This is a genomic window from Arcobacter sp. CECT 8983 (genome assembly GCF_004118855.1).
Taxonomy (GTDB): domain Bacteria; phylum Campylobacterota; class Campylobacteria; order Campylobacterales; family Arcobacteraceae; genus Halarcobacter.
On record NZ_PDKF01000005.1, the window covers coordinates 107,286 to 130,173 of the forward strand.

A 22,888-nucleotide genomic window follows, 5' to 3' on the forward strand; every position below is an offset into this window, starting at 1 on the left:
TTTTTTCTCCTTTTATACATTTCCCTTAAGCCATACTATTTGATAAGGCTCAAGATATATATCTTTATTATCTTTTATTGTAACTGTAAAATTTGATGAAAGTATATCATATAAAGGCAATGATATATCTTCAGGAATAGTGCAAGTAACCCTTTCATTTGAAAAATTATGAATAGCTAAGACTCTTTGTTCACACTCTGTACAAGTTTGCTCTAGGGCAAAAAGTTTAGAACCTAAATCTAAAAATCTAAATGAACCAAAAGGGTCAAAGGCTTTTTCACTAATTCTAATTGAAATCAATCTTTTATAACTATCAAACATAGTTTTTACAGAACTTCCTTGTTTTGCTAACTTTGTTTCTAGCCAATCAATGTTCAGTTTCTCTCTATTTATTGTTCTATTTTGTCCACTATGTTTTACTCCATCATGGTAGTTTCTTGAACCTACAAGGGAATGAAAATAAATTCCAGGAACTCCAGGCATAACCAAAGCTGTAGCTTGAGCTACTAACATTCTTTTTAATCTTATATTACTATCTTCATCTGGATGAGTTAAGGCATCTATATATGAACAGTTTAATTCATATGGACTTTCAACACCATTTTCATCTGTTCTATATGAGACTAAACCTTTATGTTCTTTTACAGTTTTAACTAAATTTTCTATTTCTTTTTTATTTAAAATCCCATTTACAGGTCTTAATCCTATTCCATCATGACTTGCCGTAAAGTTAAAAAAGCAAACTTTATCACTAGGTAAACTCAAAGTTTTTGCCCAAGAAGTAAGTTTTTTGGTATTTTGATTTAAAATTGAGTGTATTAGTAAAGGTGGCAAGGCAAAGTTATAAACCATTTGTGCTTCATCATCTCCACTTCCAAAGTATGAAACATTTTCATTGTGGGGTACATTTGTTTCAGTTATTATTATAACTTCAGGAGCAACTTCATGGATAACTTCTCTTATTAGTTGTATTAGTTCATGGGTTTGGGGAAGATGAACACAAGTCGTTCCAATCTCTTTCCAAATAAAAGCAATGGCATCTAGTCTTATTATTCTTGCACCTTTTTCTATATAATAAAAAAGCGAATCAAGAACATTTCTTAAAACCCTATGACTTCTGTAGTTTAAATCAACTTGGTCTCTACTAAAGGTAGTCCAAATATTTTTTACTCTTCCATTTACATCAATAAACTCACTAAGCAAAGGAGTTGACCTTGGTCTAACTACTTTTCTTAAATCAGCACTTGGATCAACTTCTATAAAAAAATCTTTAAAATACTCATCATTTTCTAAATAAGCTTTAAACCAATCAGAAAACTGTGATACATGATTTATAACTCCATCAACCATAAGTCTATAATCATGACTTATTTGTTCAATCTCTCTCCATGAACCCATATGTGGATCAACTGTATTATAGTTTACAACTGAAAAGCCATCATCTGAAGAGTATGGATAAAAGGGCAAAATATGTATTGAGTTTATTATGCCTTTTAAGTGTTTATCCATAAACTCTTTTAGAGTTTGAAGAGAAGGTTCACTCTCCCTTGTAACTTGGTTTCCATAAGTTATCAAAATAACGTCTTTTTGACTTAATTTGTACTCTTTTGAATGTACTCTTGATTTATATTTAAATATTAAATCTATGATACTATTTACTGCTTTTTGGGCAATCTCAGGAGGATAAAGTCTATTTAACCTTTTATTAATAGTATGTTTTTCATTTGATATATGCATTATTTATTATCTTCTTGTACTGCAAAATAAAATTTATCAGAAAAGTCTGGTAATACAGACCTAACTGTAATCCACGGTGGAAGAGATGGTACTCCCATTGGGTCTTCATAAAACTCTAAAGAGGCTTGTTTAATAGCTTCTTGAAAAGCTTCAACTGCTTTTATCTCTTTTTCTCTATTGTATTCAAGACCATTTATTTTACTTAGGGCATTGTATTTTGAAATTTCAAACCTTGACTCTTGGAAATATGTAGCAAGTAAGGTTTTAAAAGAAGCTTCAGAAAAGACAACTCCTTCTTGAGCTAAAACCCTAAATAAAGTTTTCGCAATGTCATTTGCCATTTTGTATATTCCATCACCACTTTGGGAACTTCCTAAATCTTGATGTTTATGTTCATATGTTTCCATAATCTCAGTTTGGCAGATTCTTTTATTTGAAGTATTTTTGTAAACTTCACTTAAAGTTGAAACCTCTAATCCCCAAGTAGGAGAAATACCAATACCTCTACCAAGTGACCTTATAAATGAGAATTCCCCTGATAAAGAATATCTAAAGCTTGCCATATATTCTAAATATCTATTACTTCCAAAAACTTTTACAAGGGAGTTTACTAAAGGAGTAAAAAGAAGTCTTGTTGCTCGTCCATGAAGTTTTGTTGTAACCCTTGAATAAAAGCCTTTGTTAAACTCAAAGTCTAAGGCAGAGTGAACAATAGGATAAAATAGTCTAGCAGGTATTTCTTTACTATAATTTACAATGTCACAATCATGTAAAGCAAAAGCGTAGGCATCTTTATCTGTAAGTCCATATCCTATCATAGTCCAAACGTTTCTTCCTTTTCCTGGGTCTTGAAGCCCAAGAAAACCTTCTTCTTCGAGTTTTTTATATAAGTTTTGAATATTCGGTCCATCATTCCATAAAACATCAACCCTACAAGGTAAAACTGACATTAACTCTTTTACCTCTTCAAATTGTTCTTTTGTTGCTTTATCTAAACCTAAAATAATTTTATAAAGATATTTAACACTTTTTAACTCTTCAATAATCTTTGCCATTGCTGGAGTTTGAAACTCAGAGTAAAGTGCAGGCAAAAGCAATACCATTCTTCTTCTTTTACTAAACTTTACAAGTTCATTTTCTATACTTTCTAAACTTCTATTACCTAAATTTTGTAAAGTAGTTATTGCCCCATTTTGAAAAAAATCTGCCATTATACACCTCCATTTTTTAGTACAAAGATAAAATCCATCACATTTGTTCCAGTCTTTCCTATAGTAAAATCATATTTTAGTTTTTTGAAAAAACTATTACTATCACAATTTTCTAAATACTCTTTTGCGTCAAGTTTTTGTTTTTGGATTTTTTCATAGATTTTATTATCTAAAAAAGCTCCCGTTGAATTGCTATTTCCATCAATACCATCACTTCCTGCACATAAAATAGTTGTTTTATCTTTTGTTGCACCATTTAATAAAAGCTTTAATGCTAGCTCTTGGTTTCTTCCACCTACTCCATTTGCTTTTACTTCCGTAGTAGTTTCTCCACCAAAAAATAGTGCATAAGAGTCAAACTTTTTATCATACTTTTGTATTGTTTCTTTTATAAATTGAGCTGCTTTACTTGTGTCTTTATTTAAAACAGTAGTTACTATCTTTGCTTTTTTTACTTTAGTTTCAATACTTTTTTTAGCTTTTTGCAAAGCTATTTTATTGCTTCCAATGATATAATTATCTACTTTTTCGTTATACATAAGTCCTGAACCAATAGTCGATAAATCATTTCCTACAACATCACTTAAGACAAGATTCACACATTTTGCTTCTGTATAGTTTGCTAGTTTTCCACCTTTTATTTGTGAAATAGATTTCCTAACAGAGTTTAAAGCTTTTATATCAACTCCACTTTTCAAAACAGCCGTTGAGACTTTTTCAAAATCTTGAAAATTTAATCCTTCAATTGGCTTTTCAATCATAGCAGAAGCTCCACCTGAGAGTAAAAAAATTACTAAATCATTTTTATTTAGAGTTTCAAATTTTTCTATTAACTTATTTGCAGCTTTAAAACTTTTTCTTGAAACTATTGGATGGGATGATTTAAAGGTCTCAATATATTTTAATTTTTTATCATCTAAAGAGATACTCAAGCCACCATTAATCTTATCTTTTAAAATTTTTTCACACTCTTTTGCCATAAGGTAAGAGGCTTTTCCAACGGCAAATACATATATATTTTTATATTTATCAAGGTTATACTCTTTATCTACTATTTTTATACTCTTCAGTAATAATTTGATATTTTTATTTATCAAAGCTTTTGCTTTTACTTCATTTATACTTGTAAAATAAAGCTCTTTTAGTAATTTTCTAGACATTTTGTAATCATCTCCTTAAAACCTTTTGCGCCCTTATATGTAGATTTTAAAATCTTTTTGTTTTTTGTTTCTACAAATAAACCTTTATGATTTTTAATTGCTATTGGTAAATCTACAACTTCAAGCATGGGCAAATCATTTTCCCCATCTCCTAAAGCAATGGAAAAAAGTTTTGAATTAAACTCTTTCTCAAAAATTTCTATTGCTTTTTTTACTGCTTTGCCTTTATCCTGTTTTGCCCCAATTATATGATAAAACCTACCACCTTTTGTAAGAGTTAAGCCATGAACTATTGCCTTTTCTTTTAAAAGTTCAACTTTTTTTTCATCCTTTATAATAAAAGGTTCTGTAAAATCTCTCTTTGCAGCAAGGCTTGCTTTTTTATAGTCAAGTAAAGTTAACTCTTGAATTTGTTCAATAGACATAGAAGAAAAACCTATAAGATTAAACTCATCTTTGTACTTTTTGTAAAATTGTGACACAAGAGAATAAGCTTCACCAATCTTACAATAATAATATTTGTCATTGAAACTTTCTAAAAAAGATAAATTTAAATTTTTATAACCTTTTGGAATAAATAAAGCAGCTCCATTTTCAACAATAAAAGGTTCATCTATTGCCAATTGTTTATGTAGTTCTTCAACTTCACTTCTTGTTTTACTTGTTGTAAAGATTACTGGAATATCATACTTAATTAATCTATTTAATGAGTTCAAAGACTCTTTATAGGAATAGTCATGGTGATTTAAAAATGTACCATCTAAGTCTGTAAATATAATTTTTTTCATAATAGTTTATTTTAACATCTTTTTTTTCAATATTTATTGTACAAATGAATAATTACTATCCAGTGACAAAAATAATTTGTAAATGAACTTTATCATTTTTGTGATTTATGTGACAAATTTTAAAATTTTATTCTATTTTAAACTTTTAAATATTGATTTATGTTACAATAATAATTATATTTTAATTGTATTATGAGGAAAAAAATGAGCAAAGATATAACTATTAAGTTATCTAAAGAGATGGAAGAGTTTTTAACTGAAAAATCACAAGAAGTCGAACTTCCACTTGAAGAAACTATTGAACAATTAATTAATGAACAAATAAATAGTAAGGTTATGTTTGAAGAAGGTTTTTATTATGACAAAATAAAAAATTGTCTTTTTGATAAAAATGGTAAAGCAATTCAATTTACTAAACTACAACATGGTCTATTTAACCTGCTTCTACAAAATAAAGGTGAAATTATAGATTTCGAAACAATTCACAAAGAAGTTTGGAAAAATAAAAAAATGTCTATCTTTACAATGAGAAATATTGTAAAAAGAATTAGAGACTTAACATATTATGGAATTATAATAAATCATTCAAATAAAGGTTACTCTTTAGGAAACACTTTTTAATAAGTTTTTATTATACTTTTTCAACAGATAAAAAGTATTTTCACGCTATAATTAATAAAAAGAAATGTTATTAAATATGAATAATAATTTGAAGATACTTTTTATAGCCTTTATTTTGACAACTGTCACTTTTGTGACTATTATTGTTTATTTGACAAATAATAAAATTGAACAGCAACTAGAATCAGAAAAAGAGATTTTAGATGTGACATACAAAACTATTATAGACTCTTATAAAACCAATGCAAATATTATATACTTCAACAAACTTGATACTAAAGAAGTTAAAAAGCTATTATTTAATGCTTATGAAAGTAATGATTTCCAAAAAAGTAAGATAAGAGAAAAACTTTACAAAAAACTTATTTATATGTATGAAAATATGTATAGTTTTAAAATCAAACAACTTCACTTTCATCTAAAAAACAATGATAGTTTTCTAAGATTTCACCGTCCAGAAAAATTTGGAGATAACTTATCAAATATTAGAGCTACAGTAAAATATACAAATGAAAAGCAACAAGCTATTCAAGGTTTTGAAGAAGGTAGAATCTTCAATGGATATAGATTTGTTTATCCTCTTAGCTACAAAATGAAATATTTAGGTAGTGTTGAAATTTCAGTTTCTATGGATGCAATTATTAAATCTTTAAATAAAGAGTTAAAAGCAGATATTGACTTTATTATTAAAAAAGATGTTGTAGATAACAAAGTATTTAATTCTGAAAAATCTAATTATAGAGTTTGCGAAACAAATAGTGATTACTATCATGAGAAGAATATCAGTAAGAAGAAAAATATTATAATAGAAGATATCACTGCAAACTATATAAATACAAATAAAGAAAAATTTTTAGCAAAAAAGAATAGTGACAAAATATTTAATTTCACTTCAACATATGAAGACAAAAGATATATAACTACATACTTGCCTATTAAAAATGCAATTTCAAAAGAAAAAGTTGCCTACTTAATAATAACAAGAGAACATGCTAACTTACAAGGTGCAATAAATAAACTTAATATATCAATGATATTTTTTATAGTTTTAAACTCTTTATTCTTTTATTTTCTATTTAAATCAGAAAAAAGAAAAATATTATTAAAACATAAAGATGAAATTTTAAGTGAACTTCAAGAGATGGGGCATATTGGATATTGGGAAAGAGACAATATAAAAGAAAAACTTACTTGGAGTAAAGAGTTATTTGAAATTCTTGAAATAAGAAAAGATGAAGTAAAACCTTCTTATAAAAACTTTATGAAATTTATTCACAAAGATGATTTAAAAAGAATAAATACCATTTATAAAGAGTTTTTAAAGAACTTAATTGATTATAAAACTGAATTCAAAATTACAACAACAACTGGGAAAGTAAAGTTTATAGAACAAGAAGCCCATCACATAATAAATGATGAAGGTAAAGCAATTCGTTCAATTGGTACATTAAGGGATGTAACAGAAGTAAAAAAATTCCAAATTGAAGCAGAACATTCAAAAAAAGAGTTTGAAATTTTAGTATCAAATATACCTGATATTGTTTATAAAAGAGAGATTGATAAACAACAAACTATTACATACTTAAACAATAGTTTAAAAAGCATCCTAGGCTATGAAAATGAAGATTTACTTTTTAATAATAAAATCTCATTTAGTCAAATAGTTGATGAAGAAGACTTACCTCATGTAGAGTATTCTTTAAAAAACCTTGCTAAAAGTAATACTACAAAACCTATTACTTTAAAATATAGATTAAAACAGAAATCTGGTGACTTAATTTGGGTAAGCGATAGATTTAAAATTATGAAAAAAGATAATAAAAAATATCTTGAAGGTATTATTAGTGATATAAATTCACAAAAAAATGCCTATGACAAGCTATATAAATTTATCGATTTACAACAAAATATTGTGATACTTACAGATGGGAAAAAACTTCAATTTGCAAATAAAAGTTTCTTTCAGTTTTTTAATTATAGAAACTTGTCTCATTTTTTACAAGACTACAACTGTATATGTGAGCTATTTTTAGAAGATAATAACTACTTTAATCTAACAAAAATAGAAAATCATAATGAGTGGGTACAAGAACTACAAAAACTTCCTCAAACAAGTAGAATTGTAGCTATAAATGATAATAATGGAAGAAAGAAATCTTTTTCTGTAACTATTAATAGTTTTGAAACTTCTTTATATATAGTTAGCTTTACTGATATCACAGAAACTATTTTAATGAATCAAGAGTTACAACAAAAAACTATTCATGATAAACTAACAAATGCCTATAATAGAGAATACTTTGAAATTATAAATAATAAGTTTATCCATGATGCAAATAAAAATCCATCTAGCAGTTTTGCTTTATGCCTTATTGATATTGACTTTTTTAAAAAAGTCAATGATACCTATGGGCACGATGTTGGAGACATTACCTTAATAGCCTTAGTAAAAATTATTAACTCTTCCATTAGAAAAGATGATGTTTTAGTTAGATGGGGAGGAGAAGAGTTTATTTTACTGATGAAAAATCTTAGCGATGAAACTCTAAAAAACTCACTAGAGCACATTAAAAGTGTAATTGAAAAATATGAATTTGAGACAATAAAAAAATTAACTTGTAGTTTTGGAGCAACAATCTATAAAAAAGATGAAAATATAAAAAATACAATCAAAAGAGCTGATATAAATCTATACACGGCAAAGAAAACCGGGCGAAATAAAATAGTTATATCATAAGGGTTTAAGTAATATATACATACAATATTCCATAAATTATTTTAAGGACTTTTATGGAACCGAACTATGATAAAATCATTGTATTAATCATTGTATTTACAGCTTCGTTTATAACTTGGAAAATAATCAAGGATTTCTATAAACAACGTTTTCACATGATTTTTGCACACCTAATTGCTATCGTAACTTCTTCATTTATGTTACTATCTACAATGTTTTTATTTATGCCTAAAAACTACCAAAGAGGTGCGGGTCCAGAAGTTGAGTTAAGTTTCAACTCTATTGCAATTGTATTTGTAATGGTGTTTGTGATTTATATGCTATTTAGCTATCTTCCAAATAGAAAAAGATAAGGTTTCCCTTACTTTTTCTTATTTAAAAACTTTAATGTAGCATCTATGATATCGTCATCATCTTTGCTTGAACTTTTTATTGTTTCTTTTATATCATCTAGTTTTGTAAATGTTATATTCATCTCATAAGATGAGATAGTTTTAATTCCTTGCCCTAAAGCGAGTATTTTTATAATGATTAATTCTAAGAACTGTTTTGTTGGAATATCTGGCTTACCAAATCTATCTTCCATCTCTTCTTCTATTTCATAAACTTCTTGTTTACTGTGACATTTAGAAAGTCTTCTATATAGTTCAAGTCTTACTCTATCTTCAACTATATAATCACTTGAGATAAATGCAGAAATTGCTAATTTGATATCAACAGTTTTAGCTTCTTCTTTTGTTTCTCCACTTAAACTAGCAAGTGCGTCTTCTAGCATTTTTAAATATAAACCATAACCGATTTGTTTGATATGTCCACTTTGAGCTTCACCAATAATATTTCCACCACCTCTGATTTCTAAATCCTGATGTGCTAATGCTGTACCACTTCCTAAGTAAGAGTTAGATTCTAAGGCAACTAATCTTTTAATGGCATCATTAGTGATTTGTTTTTTATCTTCAACAACGTAGTAACAGAAACCTTCTTTATCACTTCGTCCAACTCTACCACGCAGTTGATGTAAATCAGCAATACCAAATCTATCTGCTCCATCAATAATAATAGAGTTTGCATTTGGTAAGTGAAGTCCTGATTCTACAATTGATGTAGCAAGTAAGATATCAAACTCTTTATTATCAAATTTCTCGATTATCTCTTCTGCTTCTTTTGGTTTGATTTTAGAATGAATTACCTCTATTTTAATATTTGGAACAATCTCTTCTATATCAGCTTTTTTAGCTTCAATTGAAGCAATATTATTATGCACATAGAAAAGTTGACCTCCACGTCTCTTTTCCCTTAAAACAATCTCTTTAATAAGTTTATCACTATACTCTTTTACATAAGTTCTAACCCCTAGTCTCTCGCTTGGGGGAGTAAGAAGTGAACTCATACCTTTTAGTTTACTAAGTGCTAAGTTTAGTGTTCTAGGAATTGGAGTTGCAGACATTGAGAATATATGAACATCTTCTCTAAGCTCTTTTAATTTCTCTTTTTGTTTTACCCCAAACTTATGCTCTTCATCAATAATTACAAGGGCTAAATCATTTGTTTTTACACTAAGTAGTGAGTGAGTTCCAACTACTAAGTCTAGGCTTCCATCTTCAAGACTTTTTTTAACTTGATTTTTCTCTTTTGTTGTTGATTTTCCATCAAGTTTAGCCATTTTTATACCAAATTGTTCAAACCTTTTTTGCATTCCATGAAAATGTTGTGAGGCAAGCAGTGTTGTAGGACACACAAAAATAGCCTGGTGTCCATCTAAAACTGTGGTTAAAATTGCATTCATAGCAACCTCTGTTTTACCAAAACCAACGTCTCCTGAAAGAAGTCTATCCATAACTCTTCCAGAACTTAAGTCTTCAAAAATTTCTCTTACACTTCTAGTTTGGTCTTTTGTGTATTCAAAACCAGCACTATTTTGAAAATCTTGTAATACTTTCTTATCAGTATTTATTTTAATTCCATTTATAAGTTCTCTAGCAGCTGCAATTTTGATAATATCATTTGCAATAGCAAATAGTTTGTCTTTTACTTTCTCTTTTAGTTTTGCAAAACTTCCTTTACCTAACTTATCAACTACTGCGTAAGAACTTCCATCACTAACATATCTATCAATTAAATCAATATTTTCCACAGGAATTAGTAATTTATCATCTCCTGCATAAGTTACAACAACAAAGTCTCTTTTTGCTCCCATAACTACAACTGGATCTATGCCTTTATATTGTCCAATACCATGGGTTTCATGTACTACAAAATCCCCTACTTGAAGCTCATCAAGTACAAGTTTTACTTTCTTTTTTCTTCTTTTTTTAATCTCTTTATTTAATGAAATGATTATTTCATCACTTCCAATTAAATTAATAATATAGTTTTCAAAGACATAATTTATATTTGAGTTTGAAAGTTGTAAATCAAAAGATTTAACTTTTGCTTCTGAAGATGAAATAATAGTTACTTTTTTATCTTCATGGAAAGTTAAAAACTCTTTTATATTTGCAGGAGCTATTTCTTGATAAGTTTTTGAATTAAATATTTGAGGAAGAGTTAAAAATTTATCTTTATTTATTCTTTTATCTTCAAATACATAAACCTCTTCTAATTCATCTAAAGCTTCTAGAGTAACATATGAATTTAGTTTTTTAGGTAAATATTCACCAAGTTCACCTAAATACCAAAAACCTAAAGAGTGAATATCTTTAATAAAAGCATCACTCTGTACTGTTTCTATTTGCTCATTTATCTCTTCCATTGAAGTTTCATCAAGGGCTAAAAAAGCAGGAGTAATTTTAAAACTTTCAATCTCATCTTTTGATGATTTTTGGTCTTCAATATCAAACTCTCTAATACTTTCAACTTCATCATCAAAAAGTGATACTCTATACCCAGTTTCACTTCCTAAAGGACAAATATCTAAAATATCTCCTCTAATGGAAACTTCTGCTTCACTGGTAACTATATCTACAAAATAGTATCCCCAGTTATAAAGTTTTGTTTTTAACTCTTCTAAGTTTAAAGTATCTGCAAAGTTTATCTCAAATGAGTCAAAACACTTATCTTTAGGAAGAGGAAAAGATACTGTTCTAATTGGAGCAATTAATATTTTGTCTTGTTTTTTATATGAGTAATATTCATTTAAAACTTTTGTTATATCTTGAAGTTCAGTTGAAAAAGATAGTAAATCATCCCCATAATTTGCTCTAAAATCAGCCAAAGCAAAAGACTTAAATCCTAAGAAAGAGACAATATCACTTGCTACTTGAGCTTGTTTATCATCATTTACAATTAAAAGTTGACACTCTTTTAATCTTTTTTCATCCTTTAAATTCTTTAAATATTCATATATATTTTTCACTATTTTTCTTCTTTTACTTCTTCAAAGTCATTTGTTTGTTTATCATAATAATATGCTGGGTAAGGTGTCTCGTTAAGTAAGAAAATCAAGTTTGCATCCGTGAAACTGTTTTTTTGAAGCCCTTTTTTAAATACTTCTAAAATATATGCTTTTGTAGAAAATGTTGTCGTTGTAGATTTTGCGGTATAAACAAAATCTTCACCTTCAACAGTAGAAAAACCTTCTCTTTTTACATGTTTTTCAAATTTTTCTTTATTTTCTAGTCCTGATACATCAAGTAATACTAAAACATCTAATTCTTCCATTTTTATCCTATTTAATTTTATAGTGATTTAAAAATGTATTGTATTTAAATTAGCTTTTCTATTACCTTACCTGATATAAGATTTATATTTTTATTTTCTAAACTTTTTAAATCCTCTTCATTATTTATAGAAGTAGCAATTATTTTTATTCCTAGAGAGTTTTTAATCATATTTATAGCATCTAAACTTTCTAAAGAATGTAAGAATCTTTTATTTACTTTTATATATTCAGGTTTTTTTATTTTTAAATAGTCATATTCTTCACTTATTCCCATAAAATTAAAAATTGCAATATCAAAACCATAATCATCAAGCATATTTAAAAAGACTATACAGTTAAATTCATATTTTGTAAAAGATTCTTCTTCTAATTCAAATATTATATTTTTATTAAAACTTTTTTGATCTTCAAAAATCTTTCTTAACTTTTCAAAAGGCATATTCGCAATAAAATCACTAGGTATTTGTATTGCGACTTTTTTATCAAAAATATTTTGCCTTAAAACTTTTTCTATAACTTTTAAATATATTTCTTCTAAAAGATCTAACTCTAATACTGTTCCTATAAACTCTCCATATGAATAAACTTTATCTTTATTTTTTATTTCAAAACTAATAGTTTTGTATTCACTTTGTTTTGTATCTAAATTAACAATATCACGATATAAGATATTAAACTCTTCTTTTTCTTTTGCTAAATTTATTATTTCTCTAAAGCTTCTTTTAGGTTCATGAATTTCACTATTATTTAAATAATAAGAATCATTTCCTTGAAATACTTTTGATTGATTTAATGTATAATCAATTTTAGCTAATAATTCACTATGATTCTTTTCATCTTTATAATGACAAACTCCTAAATATAGTTCTATTTCTTCATCCAGAACATCTTCTAATAAGTTATTTAAATCTATAGATAATTGTCTTGCAATTGTTTTTACCTCTTTCTCATTTACCCTAGGTAAAATTATAATAAACTCGGCGGCATTTGTTCTTGCTATAATATTTGCATCTTGAAATGAAGTTTCATCTGTTATGATATTCGCTGCTTTTAAAAACAATTTATCTACATTGTCATATCCAATTTTTTTATTTAGTAAATCAATTTTTGTAATGATAATAGAGATAATATATCCTTTATTATTCATACTATTCTCTTCTAAATATTCACTTGTTTTTAAAATAAGATACTTACGATTATAAAGTTTTGTTAACTCATCAATATAAAGTAATTCTCTATTTCTTTTAAGTATTTCATTTGCATGATTAAACATATTTTGAATCTTTTCAATCATACTATTTATACTAATTGTTACAGATTTAAACTCTTTAGTAAAAGGTATTTTTTCTTGGTAAATAAACTTATTTTCAAGTGCCATATCACTTTGTTTTTTGATAGTAAGTAAAGGTTTTAGAATAGTTCTAAAAAGTAATGAAATTATGGCTAAAGTAAAGATAAATAAACTTACCAAAGTAATAGATAGATTTATAAATATTTTATAAAGTTGTAAATAAAGAGTTTCTCTATCTGCAAAAACTTCTAAATTTCCCAATACAGACCAACCTTGAGATACAGTTGATGAAGATGAGACTTCATTAATTTGAACGAAATCTAAAAACCAAGAAGGTATAGAGTTTTCAATTTCTTCTTCTTTTTTTATTCTTTCATATACAATACTTTCATCTAAGTTTTTAAATACTATTTTTTCATAATTTCCGTTATCAAAACTCGCATTTAATACTGTTTTGATAGTACTTTCATCCGCATTTGCATTTGTAATAGAAAGGCTAATATTTGATACACTATTTTGAACATTTTCATAAAGTGATTCTTTGGCTGAGTTTTTTATTTCATTAAAACTTATACTTAAAATCAAAATAAAAAGTAATGTGAAAACCACTAAAAGTAAAATTGAAATTTGTCTAAATAGGCTCATATTTTATTCTCCCTAAAATTTTTCATTAATCTATCCCATTTTTTGTGAGCAGATGTTCTTTTTCCATTTTTTAATATATTTGGATTGAAATTATAAATTGGTGTTAAATCAGTTCTTTTTGAAGCTTTAAAAATTCTTTTATTTACACTATCTAAAATCAAAGGTTCTGAACTAGGTGTTTTAAAATATGAAAGTACCATATGTGCTTCTTTTGATCCTTTGAGTCGAACATAAGAAAGAAACATCTTTTTAGAAGATATACCTAAATACTTCAAAACAAGATATTTTGCAATAACATAATCTTCACAATCACCTTTATCCCGTGCTAAAAACTCATAAGGAGTTGCCCAATAATCATTTACACCATAAATATCTTTATCACTTCCATAAGGTACATAATTAAAAAAATCATTGATCATCTCTAATTTTTTTTCTTCACTCTTTTTTGAAGCTCTTTTGATAATTCGTTCTAAAGCTATAAATCTATTTTTTGCAAAGCGTTTATATTTTTTTTCCACTTCTTTTATTAGATTAGAACTAGAAAAATTTGCAGAAGAACTAGAAAAAACCAGAAATAAAATTATAATAAATACTTTCATACATATATTGTATCTAAAAATAAAAGAGATAAAATAAACTTATCTCTTTTACCTTTTTATACTATTTGGTCACTTATATTCTGTTCAATTTTAACTTTAACAGAAGGATCATCTGAGTTTGTGTAAATATCATATCCGCTATCAGCTCCTGTTCCAGCTTTAGTTGTCCAAGTATTACCATCATTTTTAAATGAAACTGTATCAGAACTATCACCTTTAATAACTAACTCATTCTTACTATCTGTCATATCAATTACATCTTGTAAAGATAGATTTGCTAAAGTATTATCACCTGATACACTTAAATCAATTTCATTTAGATTTTTTGCACTTGTTATAGTATCAATTTTGTCAAAGTCTAAATTCATTCCTTCATCAAGTTTGAACGTACCTGAAACATCTGAAAGTTTTAATTCAAATGAACTAGTAACTTCATTAGAAGAAATATCAGGACTAAATGGATTTCCATTTTCATCTACTTCTTGTGTCCATGCTTTTACAGTTACATTATTCACTGATTTGTCATGGGACAACTGAATATTATTAATCTCATCATAAGTAATACCTTCTATTACCCAATTAGAACCATCCCATGTTGCTTTTGAACTTAAATCTGTACCATCTTCTAATTGGAATTGTGCAGATTCATTTAATCCACCAAGCTCTAAACTCATAGTTTCACTTCCATCTACATCTGCCATATTTGCATTCAGATTTAAATCAACCCAAGAAAATGCATCTCCAAATGTCATTGTTGGATCTATTGTCATATCATCGGCAACAGATTCAATTTTTCCAGTTACTTCGACTGTTTGTTGCTCAAAGGTAGATAAGTTTTCTTCTTTTATAATAAACTTAGCATCAAAATCAAACTCACCTGACCAATTTTCTGGAGCATTAATATATATTTCAGGTAAAGTTCCATCACTTACAGGAATTAACCATTTATTTCTATGCACATCAGTATCACCATTAATATTTGGTGTTAAATCAAAATCACTTCCACTTGTTTCACCTACATTAGTAGCCATAACTAAAGAACCATTCTCTACATACCAAACAGTAAAATTATTTGGAACCTCATCTAAAATGATATTTCCAAGACTTTCAGAACCATCATCAAAGGCACTAGAATTTACTTCTAATTTTACAGGATTAGCTAATGTTGTACCACCAATTGTTGTTGGGTCATCTTCAATACCAGTAGCTGTTACAACTGTCGCATCAAGTTGCACATCTACTATAGGAGTAACGTTAATTGTTTTACTTCCTGTTGAGTCAAGAGTCACACTACTTCCAGTTTCTTTATTTTGAACACTTACCTCAAATTTCACACTTCCATCTCTATTAGATGCAGAAGTATATTCTAAACCTGTAATTGGTGAATCAACTTCAAATGCAGGTTGTCCAGCTTTTGGTGTAATTGTATATGTACCATTTCCATTATCTACAATGTCATAATTTCCAGAAGTATCAATTAATGTTCCAGTAGTTCCATTTACTCCATTAGACTCTGTATCATTCCAAGTTTCAGTTATAGTTATAGTAATACTATTTCCTACAAGCTCTGTTTTACTTGCATCATTTGGATTTGATAATGTGATAGTAAGAGGTGTTGTACCATCTTCATCTACATTATTTGCAGAAATATCTATAGTCATTTCATCTGTAAGAGGTGTAATATCTTGTGTAGAATTTACTTGATTACCACTATTAAAACCTCCATTATCTTGTGTCGCTATATCAGCAGTAAAAGTAAAGTCACCTTTTAAAGTTCCATCTTGATCTGAATTTACATCTTTTGTAGTTGTGATTTTTACATTTGCTAATTCTGTATTCATATCAGCAGCATTTCCATTTCCAACTATAACATAGAAAGTTTTTCCACCTTCGACATATGAATAATCATACCCTGAAATTGATGTTCCCTCTGCTAAATCGGTAATTGTAATAACTGCATTTCCACTACCTTGTGAACCACCTGATTCAAGATTTACTTCTAATACATCAGCAAGACTAAATTCAGTATCTTCTTGAATAGCTGCTTGCTTAACTGCTAGTTCTAAATCAGCTGGAGTTCCTGGTCCTGAACCTGAAGCAGTATAATTTTTTTCAATCGTTACAGTTTGAGAAGCACTTTTTACTTCTGCATTGGTATCTTTAGTATAAGTTGTAATTGTAATTGGTCTAGTTGCAAAGTCTGCACCTTGATTTACTATAAACTTAATACTTTCAAGTGCACCATTCATATCTAAAGTACCATCAGCAGGAGCAGTTATTACCCAAATATTATTATGCTCACTACCACTATATCCATAGTATGTAGCACCTTCAATTGATACTCCCATAGGTACACCAGTAATTATAATTTCTTGTACTGTTTCACTGCTATCTTTATCATCACTTGAAGTTGTCACAGAAACTGTAAATTTAGAGTCTTCTTGATTTACTTTTACAGTTGAACCTGAAATCGTTACATCTCCTGAGTCTTCTGAAATACTATTTATTGCTAAACTTGGAGCATCTGTAACTGCTTGTACATTTACTGTATGAGTATGAGTGAAGTCTTTTATATCTGTTTCACTTCCATTTGTATCTTTTACAGTGTAAGTAACTTCTAAATCAAAACTTGTTTTGCCATTTAAGTCATGTTCTGTTGTATTTTTTGCATAAATACTAGCTGCTTGTGCTTTTGTTAACACATAATAACCATTATCTAATGTTGAGCTTATATTTTGAGTCATATCTGAATCTAAATATAATTCATAACCAGCAGGAACACCATCGGCTTTGATTTTAACTACAGTAATTGTTTCTGTTCCATTTCCATCATTATCAGTTAAACTTGGAGAAATATTTATTTTATTTGTTCCACCATCAACATCTTCATAAATAGTTGAAGAACTTGAAACTGATACATCATCTGCAATTGGATTTACAAAGAAGTTTACAGTTTGAGTATTATGTGTTTTACTATCTCCTTCACCTGCTTTTTCAGTTGTTACATATGTTAAATCAAAACTTGCATCTCCACTGAAGTCTTTAGGAATATTTATCTTAATACTTCCTGCTTTTATATCACTTGCTTTTACTACATATTGTCCATCTTCTACATAGTATTGACTTCCATTCTCTATTGTAAGACCAGAAGTTAAATTATCAATTCTAATTGTTAACTCTTCACTATCATCTAAACCATCAAGTGCAGTTGCATCTAAATAAATATCTTTTATATCTAACTGATTAGCTTCATCTACAGTGATACTACTTTTTAATGTTGTTCCTTCTGGTGCATCGGCAATATTTTTTACAATAACATCTATATCTTTTTCAGTCCAAGCTGTTTGATTACTTCCATCTTCTGTTTGAGCTTCAACTTTTAAAGTAAAATCACTATCATCATTATATGGTGGTACAATAACTAATGCAGTGTCATTATCAAAATCATTTATTTGAATTTCACCTTTACCACCTACTATATTAGTTAAATCTATTTTTGTTTCACCATAATAAATCTCTGCATCTTCAGGTATATCCTTAATTCTTACATTAAAGATTTCAGAACCATCTTTATCATCAGAACTTACTTTGATATTTAATGGGATTCCACCTGTTCCATTTGAATTTACTGTATCACTTGGATTACTAGAACTATTTCCATCATCTCTACCTGCGTCTTCAAACCCTACTGATTGTTCCACTTTAATGGTTGCTAAGTTTGCCACTGGTGTTACTGTTACTTCAAAGTTAACACTATCTTCTTCTACACTTCCTTTAGTATCGCTACTATCTACACCTTTATCTTGTGATTTTAATGTTATTGTTCCAGTTACTTTTCCACTCCAGTAATCAGGAAACTTCATACTAAATGCTGGGTCAGGTAATTTATTGTCATTTTTATCAAAATCTACACTATAGTTTCCATTGCCATCATTATAAACTTTCACATCAGTTTTACTTCCAATTGTAATATAGATAAAGTCTGGAAGAGTAGTTCCATTTTCTGGTGTTAAGCTAATAGTATAACTTCTTTCTTCAGAACCGTCTAAATCAAAAGTAGAATCTGTATTACCTACACTTGATGTTCCACTTGTTGCAGTTAATAATGCTTTTAAATCTAAAGAAGTATCTGATGCTACTTCACCTGTTTTTGGATTAGTATTATTTTCTACAATATCATTAAATACTACAGTTTTTGTATTTACATCTACTGTATCAACTTGAGCATTATTTGTTCCATCCCAATTTAATGTAAATTCATCAGTTACAGGATTTATTTTCACTGTCATATCAGCTGTAGTTTCATTTTCTACTTGATTTCCATAAGTAGCTGTATCTAAAGGTTCATTTGAATCATTAACTTCATAAGATGTTACACTTATTTGGATATTTATATCTGTATCATTATCTTCAGCATGTTGAATTTTTAATGCTTCATATTCTGTTTTTGTAAGATATAAAACATTTGCACCACTTGGACTTGATGTAGTAATATCTGCATGATGATAGTCATAGTCAATAGTATTTGAATCACCAGATACAGTTACGATTACTATTTTTAATTCTTGATTTGAATTATTTATAGTTGATTCTTCATTTGCCCCATTAAATACTTTTGCACCACTTACTTTATCACCATTTTTAAATGTTAAAGTAATTTCTCCATTTCTTTCTGGATTATCACCAGTTTTGCCACTAGCATTTTTATCTGTTTGATCTTTGCTAAGTTCTGGAGTATTTAAACCTAAAGGTATTTTATTTCCACCCTCTGCCTCATTTCCAGTACTTGAGTCATTATAAGTTGAAGCATCTTCATATGATGTTACATCTGATACTGGAACTTTAGGAGCATCTGCAACAGGTTTTACATCAATGTTAACTTTTCCAGCTGCTGTATCACCATCAAAATCACTCACTGCATATTCAAACCAAGGTTTAGCGTTATAATTACTATAATCTCCATCTGGTTTAAATGTTACAGTACCATCACCATTATTTGTTAAAGTTCCAATTTCCACAGAAGAATCACTTGGGTCTGTTACTCTTATTGTTTGACCATCACTTAATGTTGTATAAGTTGTACCATCACCATTTACTCTAATTTGAATTTCACCATCTTTAAAGTTTTCAGGAGAGATTACAATATCTAAAGAGTTATCTTCATTTACTTCAACATCTCTATCTACATTGATTGGTAGTGAATCATTTACTTTTACTTTAAACTTAGCCACTTCACTTGTTTGCCCTTGGTCCGTAATTTTAAATCCAAATTCAAAGGTTAAGTCATCATCATTTGTAGCTACGGCAGAATCACCTGCAATAGGATGGTCTATATTTTTATACTGTGTATAAGTATAACTATCTTTTGTAGTTGTACCACTAGCAATGCCACTGTCTTTATTTAATACTATTTCAAATACTTTATTTGATGCGTAATTCGATTCATCACCTGTATAAGCTGTAATTTTATTTCCATCTACTTTATACTTGATGACTTCACCACCTGATTTTAGTGCTGAATTATCTCCATAAATATTTGTTTCAGTAGAATTTTCATCTCCTTTATAAACAGCTATAGTCTCATCAAAAGATAAAGTATAGTTGTTATCTGGATTATTTGGTTTTTGAATACCTAAAGACTCTGTTGTTTCTATTTTTGTATTTGGATCTGTTATAACAAAATTATCTTCATCAACCATTGCATTTTCAGGAGTTCCTAAAGTAATACCATCTTTTATAGTTCCTGTTACAGATTTATTATTTCCAGAAGGATCTCCAATTGCTACATTTTCAAAAGTATCATTTGATTGCGATACATCTGTTATTGTTAAGGTATAAACTTCGTCACCTTCAGCAGTAAAATCATCAATTGTTTTATTAGTAAGTGGAAGCTTATATACCCCATTTGCATCTTTAGGTGTATTTTCATCTAAAGTTACTGTTATAGTAGTACTGTAGTTATTAGAGCCATTTACAAAATCATCACTTGTAATTGTTCCACTTTCTGTGTTATAAGTAAGTATTAAAGTTAATGTTTCTCCAGGAGGAATAATAACAGCATTTCCATTTTTATCTACTAATTGTATATGATGAACTAAATCATTTCCTTCAATAGCAGTATCGTTGTCAATTATTTTCACATAAACTGTATCATCAGAGTCATAAGCAGGAGTAGTTGTATTATCAGTATTAGCTTCATCTGTTGGTTGTTTAGTATCAGCTGGATTATCGTTAATTGTTCCTATAACACTATCTTCATCTGTAGGCATACCATTAGCAGTATTATAAGGTTTTATACTAAATTCATTATTGTTATAAACAACTTTATCAATTGTAATTTGTAATTGCTCTGAACCTTCTGCAAAATAGTCATCTAATGCATCAAGAGTTAAAACTGTTTTTGTAGTACCATTTGATACAACAATTGTATTTTTAGGTGTATAATCATCACTAGCAGTTGCTGGATTATTCCCATACCCTGCATAATCTAAATATACTGTTGCATCACTTGTCACAGTCACGGGATTACCATTTTCATCTACAATTGTAATTGTATATTGTAATTGTTCATCCTCATTGGCTACATTGTCAACACCATCATTTATAACTTCAATCTTTGCAAATAATCTCTCTTTTATTGTCGTGGTTACAGGTGTATTATCTGTATTAACACTTTCATACCCATTGTTATTATTTGAAGAGTAGGTATCATCTACTAAATTTACAGTATATTTTTCACCTCCATCTTCTGTGCTCTCTTTAAATATTTCTGTACTAAATGATTCACCTATTTTTATAGTTTGTGAAGTTTTATTATAATCTTCTGATCCATCAGTTGAAGAAGAAGTTGAAGAATTAACTCCTGTAGCACTTCCATCAGCAAACTCAACCTCAACTTGACCTACTTGAGTATCAAGTCTTGTAGAATCATTAAATGTAGATTCTCCATCTTCAAAAGCATATGCAATATAATTAGCTACACTTCCATCAACTTCATCTACACTATTTACTAATTGGTAGTTACCACTTCCATCTTTAATAACATTGCCATCTTCATCAGCGGCAAAGAGTTTTATCATAACAATCTCTTTATCATTTTCAACAGTATCATCTGTTTGGTCATTTGGTGTATTTAATTTTGAGTTATCCGTTATAGTTGTAGTAACACCTGAACCATCTATTTTTATATCTCCATAATTACCAGTAGGAGTAGTTGGTTCTTTATAATTGTCAATCTTTACTAAGAATTTTTCACCATTGTCTGCAATATAATCATCTAAGGCATCTGCTTTTACAACATTTCCTACACCACCACCTAATGTTATAGTTGTGATATTCCCATCAGTTTTATAATCATTACTTCCCTCTGGTGCATTTGAGTCTGGATCTCTTGTAGCTGTTTTATCGGTAAATATAAAATCAACTGTTCCTTCTTGAACATCTTGTTTTGTTGAATCGTTAAATACATTTGTCCCTGGTTTAAAAGCAAGTGCTATATAATAGGCGCTTTCACCTTCAGGTGCTTCATTTATAACTATATAGTTTCCATCAACATCTTTAAGTGCTTCACCATTAGAATTTGCTGCAATAACTTTTATAATAGTTTTTGGTGTTGATATAGGTGTTGATGGATCTTCTGGTGTTATTGGATCTTCTGGCGTTGTAGGATCTTCTGGTGGTGTTGGATCTTCTGGCGTTGTTGGATCTTCTGGGTTTGGCTCAGTTGTTGGTCTATCTGGGTTAGATGGAGTTGTTGGACTAAATGGATTTGATGGATTACTATTTAAATCAAAACTTAATCTATCTTCTGACTCATTTTGGAATAATTCTCTATCAATAAAACTTTGAGTTCTTGCTCTAAAGCTAGCATCTCTTAAATCACTTGCAACATTAGTAGCATCACCATCCCTTGCTTCAAATTGGGCTTCTCCTGCAGTTTCATCTTCAGCTGCTTCTTCACCTTCTGCTGTTTCTTCTTCTGTTGCATCTTCTTCAGAATTCTCAGTTTGGTTTTCACCCTCTGCATTTTCAACAATTACTTCTTTTGCTTCATCTGTAAACTGTGCATCTCTTAAATCACTAACTACATCTTCTTGCGCATTGTATGCTTCAGGATTTAGATTTAAACCTTCTCTAGTAAAGAATAACTCTTCTGTTCCAAAAACTGTTTCTATTAAAGAAGAATCAATTAGCTGTTTTTGTCCTTCACTTAATACTATTACATCATTTCCTGATAATTCTATTTCAATTTTTGAAGAAGTAGAATTTGAAGTGTCTCCATAAATAGTATCATTTTCAAAGATTGCATCCCCTACTTTTAACAATTTTGTATTACCGTTTTCATCTTTTACATGAAAAATCCCATCTGATAAACTTTTTACAATACCAGCTTTTGTTGCCATAATGTTTCCTTTTCTGAGATTATTAATTATTTTAAG

General features: G+C 28.5%; 12 protein-coding genes. 3 read left to right on the forward strand and 9 right to left on the reverse strand.

The features are described 5' to 3' along the window. Window positions 1-12: 12 nt before the first annotated feature. From CRV01_RS07800 to CRV01_RS07815, 4 genes are read right to left on the reverse strand one after another with little or no spacing between them, the layout of a single operon-like run. Window positions 13-1,737 (reverse strand): alpha-amylase family glycosyl hydrolase, encoded by a 1,725-nt coding sequence (locus CRV01_RS07800; RefSeq protein WP_129007649.1) that lies wholly within the window; start codon window positions 1,735-1,737, stop codon window positions 13-15. After that, complete coding sequence (locus CRV01_RS07805; RefSeq protein ID WP_129007650.1) at window positions 1,737-2,948, reverse strand: glycosyl transferase; 1,212 nt, start codon at window positions 2,946-2,948, stop codon at window positions 1,737-1,739. The genes CRV01_RS07800 and CRV01_RS07805 overlap by 1 nt, the downstream gene beginning before the upstream one ends. Further along, the gene (locus CRV01_RS07810) at window positions 2,948-4,108 is read right to left on the reverse strand and encodes a glycerate kinase (RefSeq protein ID WP_129007651.1); all 1,161 of its coding nucleotides are present in this window, start codon (window positions 4,106-4,108) and stop codon (window positions 2,948-2,950) included. The genes CRV01_RS07805 and CRV01_RS07810 overlap by 1 nt, the downstream gene beginning before the upstream one ends. Next, window positions 4,090-4,896 carry a mannosyl-3-phosphoglycerate phosphatase gene (locus CRV01_RS07815; RefSeq protein ID WP_129007652.1) on the reverse strand — a complete coding sequence of 269 codons (807 nt, stop codon included), beginning with the start codon at window positions 4,894-4,896 and terminating at the stop codon, window positions 4,090-4,092. The genes CRV01_RS07810 and CRV01_RS07815 overlap by 19 nt, the downstream gene beginning before the upstream one ends. A 204-nt stretch (window positions 4,897-5,100) precedes the next feature. Between CRV01_RS07815 and CRV01_RS07820 the strand changes: the two genes are divergently transcribed. From CRV01_RS07820 to CRV01_RS07830, 3 genes are all read left to right on the forward strand, one after another. Next, on the forward strand, window positions 5,101-5,517 hold the full coding sequence (locus CRV01_RS07820; RefSeq protein WP_164970032.1) for a winged helix-turn-helix domain-containing protein: 417 nt from the start codon (window positions 5,101-5,103) through the stop codon (window positions 5,515-5,517). Window positions 5,518-5,593: 76 nt separating this feature from the next. Continuing rightward, a complete protein-coding gene (locus CRV01_RS07825; protein ID WP_258238356.1) occupies window positions 5,594-8,254 on the forward strand; it encodes a diguanylate cyclase domain-containing protein in 2,661 nt (886 codons plus the stop codon). 53 nt (window positions 8,255-8,307) lie between these two features. Next, window positions 8,308-8,607 carry a hypothetical protein gene (locus CRV01_RS07830; protein ID WP_129007655.1) on the forward strand — a complete coding sequence of 100 codons (300 nt, stop codon included), beginning with the start codon at window positions 8,308-8,310 and terminating at the stop codon, window positions 8,605-8,607. Window positions 8,608-8,615: 8 nt separating this feature from the next. Here CRV01_RS07830 and mfd read toward each other — a convergent pair whose 3' ends face one another. The 5 genes from mfd to CRV01_RS07855 all read right to left on the reverse strand — a co-directional run bounded on the left by mfd (window position 8,616) and on the right by CRV01_RS07855 (window position 22,852). Next, window positions 8,616-11,609, reverse strand: a complete 2,994-nt coding sequence (gene mfd, locus CRV01_RS07835; RefSeq protein ID WP_129007656.1) for a transcription-repair coupling factor — start codon at window positions 11,607-11,609, stop codon at window positions 8,616-8,618. Further along, window positions 11,609-11,914, reverse strand: a complete 306-nt coding sequence (locus CRV01_RS07840) for a hypothetical protein (protein ID WP_129007657.1) — start codon at window positions 11,912-11,914, stop codon at window positions 11,609-11,611. The genes mfd and CRV01_RS07840 overlap by 1 nt, the downstream gene beginning before the upstream one ends. Before the next feature lie 44 nt (window positions 11,915-11,958). Beyond that, a complete protein-coding gene (locus CRV01_RS07845) occupies window positions 11,959-13,851 on the reverse strand; it encodes a LapD/MoxY N-terminal periplasmic domain-containing protein (RefSeq protein ID WP_129007658.1) in 1,893 nt (630 codons plus the stop codon). Further along, the gene (locus CRV01_RS07850) at window positions 13,848-14,369 is read right to left on the reverse strand and encodes a transglutaminase-like cysteine peptidase (RefSeq protein WP_258238357.1); all 522 of its coding nucleotides are present in this window, start codon (window positions 14,367-14,369) and stop codon (window positions 13,848-13,850) included. Before CRV01_RS07850 ends, CRV01_RS07845 begins: the two co-directional genes overlap by 4 nt. Before the next feature lie 137 nt (window positions 14,370-14,506). After that, the gene (locus tag CRV01_RS07855; RefSeq protein ID WP_129007660.1) at window positions 14,507-22,852 is read right to left on the reverse strand and encodes a cadherin-like domain-containing protein; all 8,346 of its coding nucleotides are present in this window, start codon (window positions 22,850-22,852) and stop codon (window positions 14,507-14,509) included. Between the last annotated feature and the right edge of the window lie 36 nt (window positions 22,853-22,888).

Bases quoted from the DNA above. Each gene is read 5' to 3' on its own strand.
- CRV01_RS07805 (WP_129007650.1), bottom strand. From the start codon at position 2,948: ATGGCAGATTTTTTTCAAAATGGGGCAATAACTACTTTACAAAATTTA.
- CRV01_RS07840 (WP_129007657.1), bottom strand. From the start codon at position 11,914: ATGGAAGAATTAGATGTTTTAGTATTACTTGATGTATCAGGACTAGAA.
- CRV01_RS07820 (WP_164970032.1), top strand. From the start codon at position 5,101: ATGAGCAAAGATATAACTATTAAGTTATCTAAAGAGATGGAAGAGTTT.
- CRV01_RS07815 (WP_129007652.1), bottom strand. From the start codon at position 4,896: ATGAAAAAAATTATATTTACAGACTTAGATGGTACATTTTTAAATCAC.
- CRV01_RS07800 (WP_129007649.1), bottom strand. From the start codon at position 1,737: ATGCATATATCAAATGAAAAACATACTATTAATAAAAGGTTAAATAGA.
- CRV01_RS07825 (WP_258238356.1), top strand. From the start codon at position 5,594: ATGAATAATAATTTGAAGATACTTTTTATAGCCTTTATTTTGACAACT.
- CRV01_RS07830 (WP_129007655.1), top strand. From the start codon at position 8,308: ATGGAACCGAACTATGATAAAATCATTGTATTAATCATTGTATTTACA.
- CRV01_RS07845 (WP_129007658.1), bottom strand. From the start codon at position 13,851: ATGAGCCTATTTAGACAAATTTCAATTTTACTTTTAGTGGTTTTCACA.
- CRV01_RS07855 (WP_129007660.1), bottom strand. From the start codon at position 22,852: ATGGCAACAAAAGCTGGTATTGTAAAAAGTTTATCAGATGGGATTTTT.
- CRV01_RS07810 (WP_129007651.1), bottom strand. From the start codon at position 4,108: ATGTCTAGAAAATTACTAAAAGAGCTTTATTTTACAAGTATAAATGAA.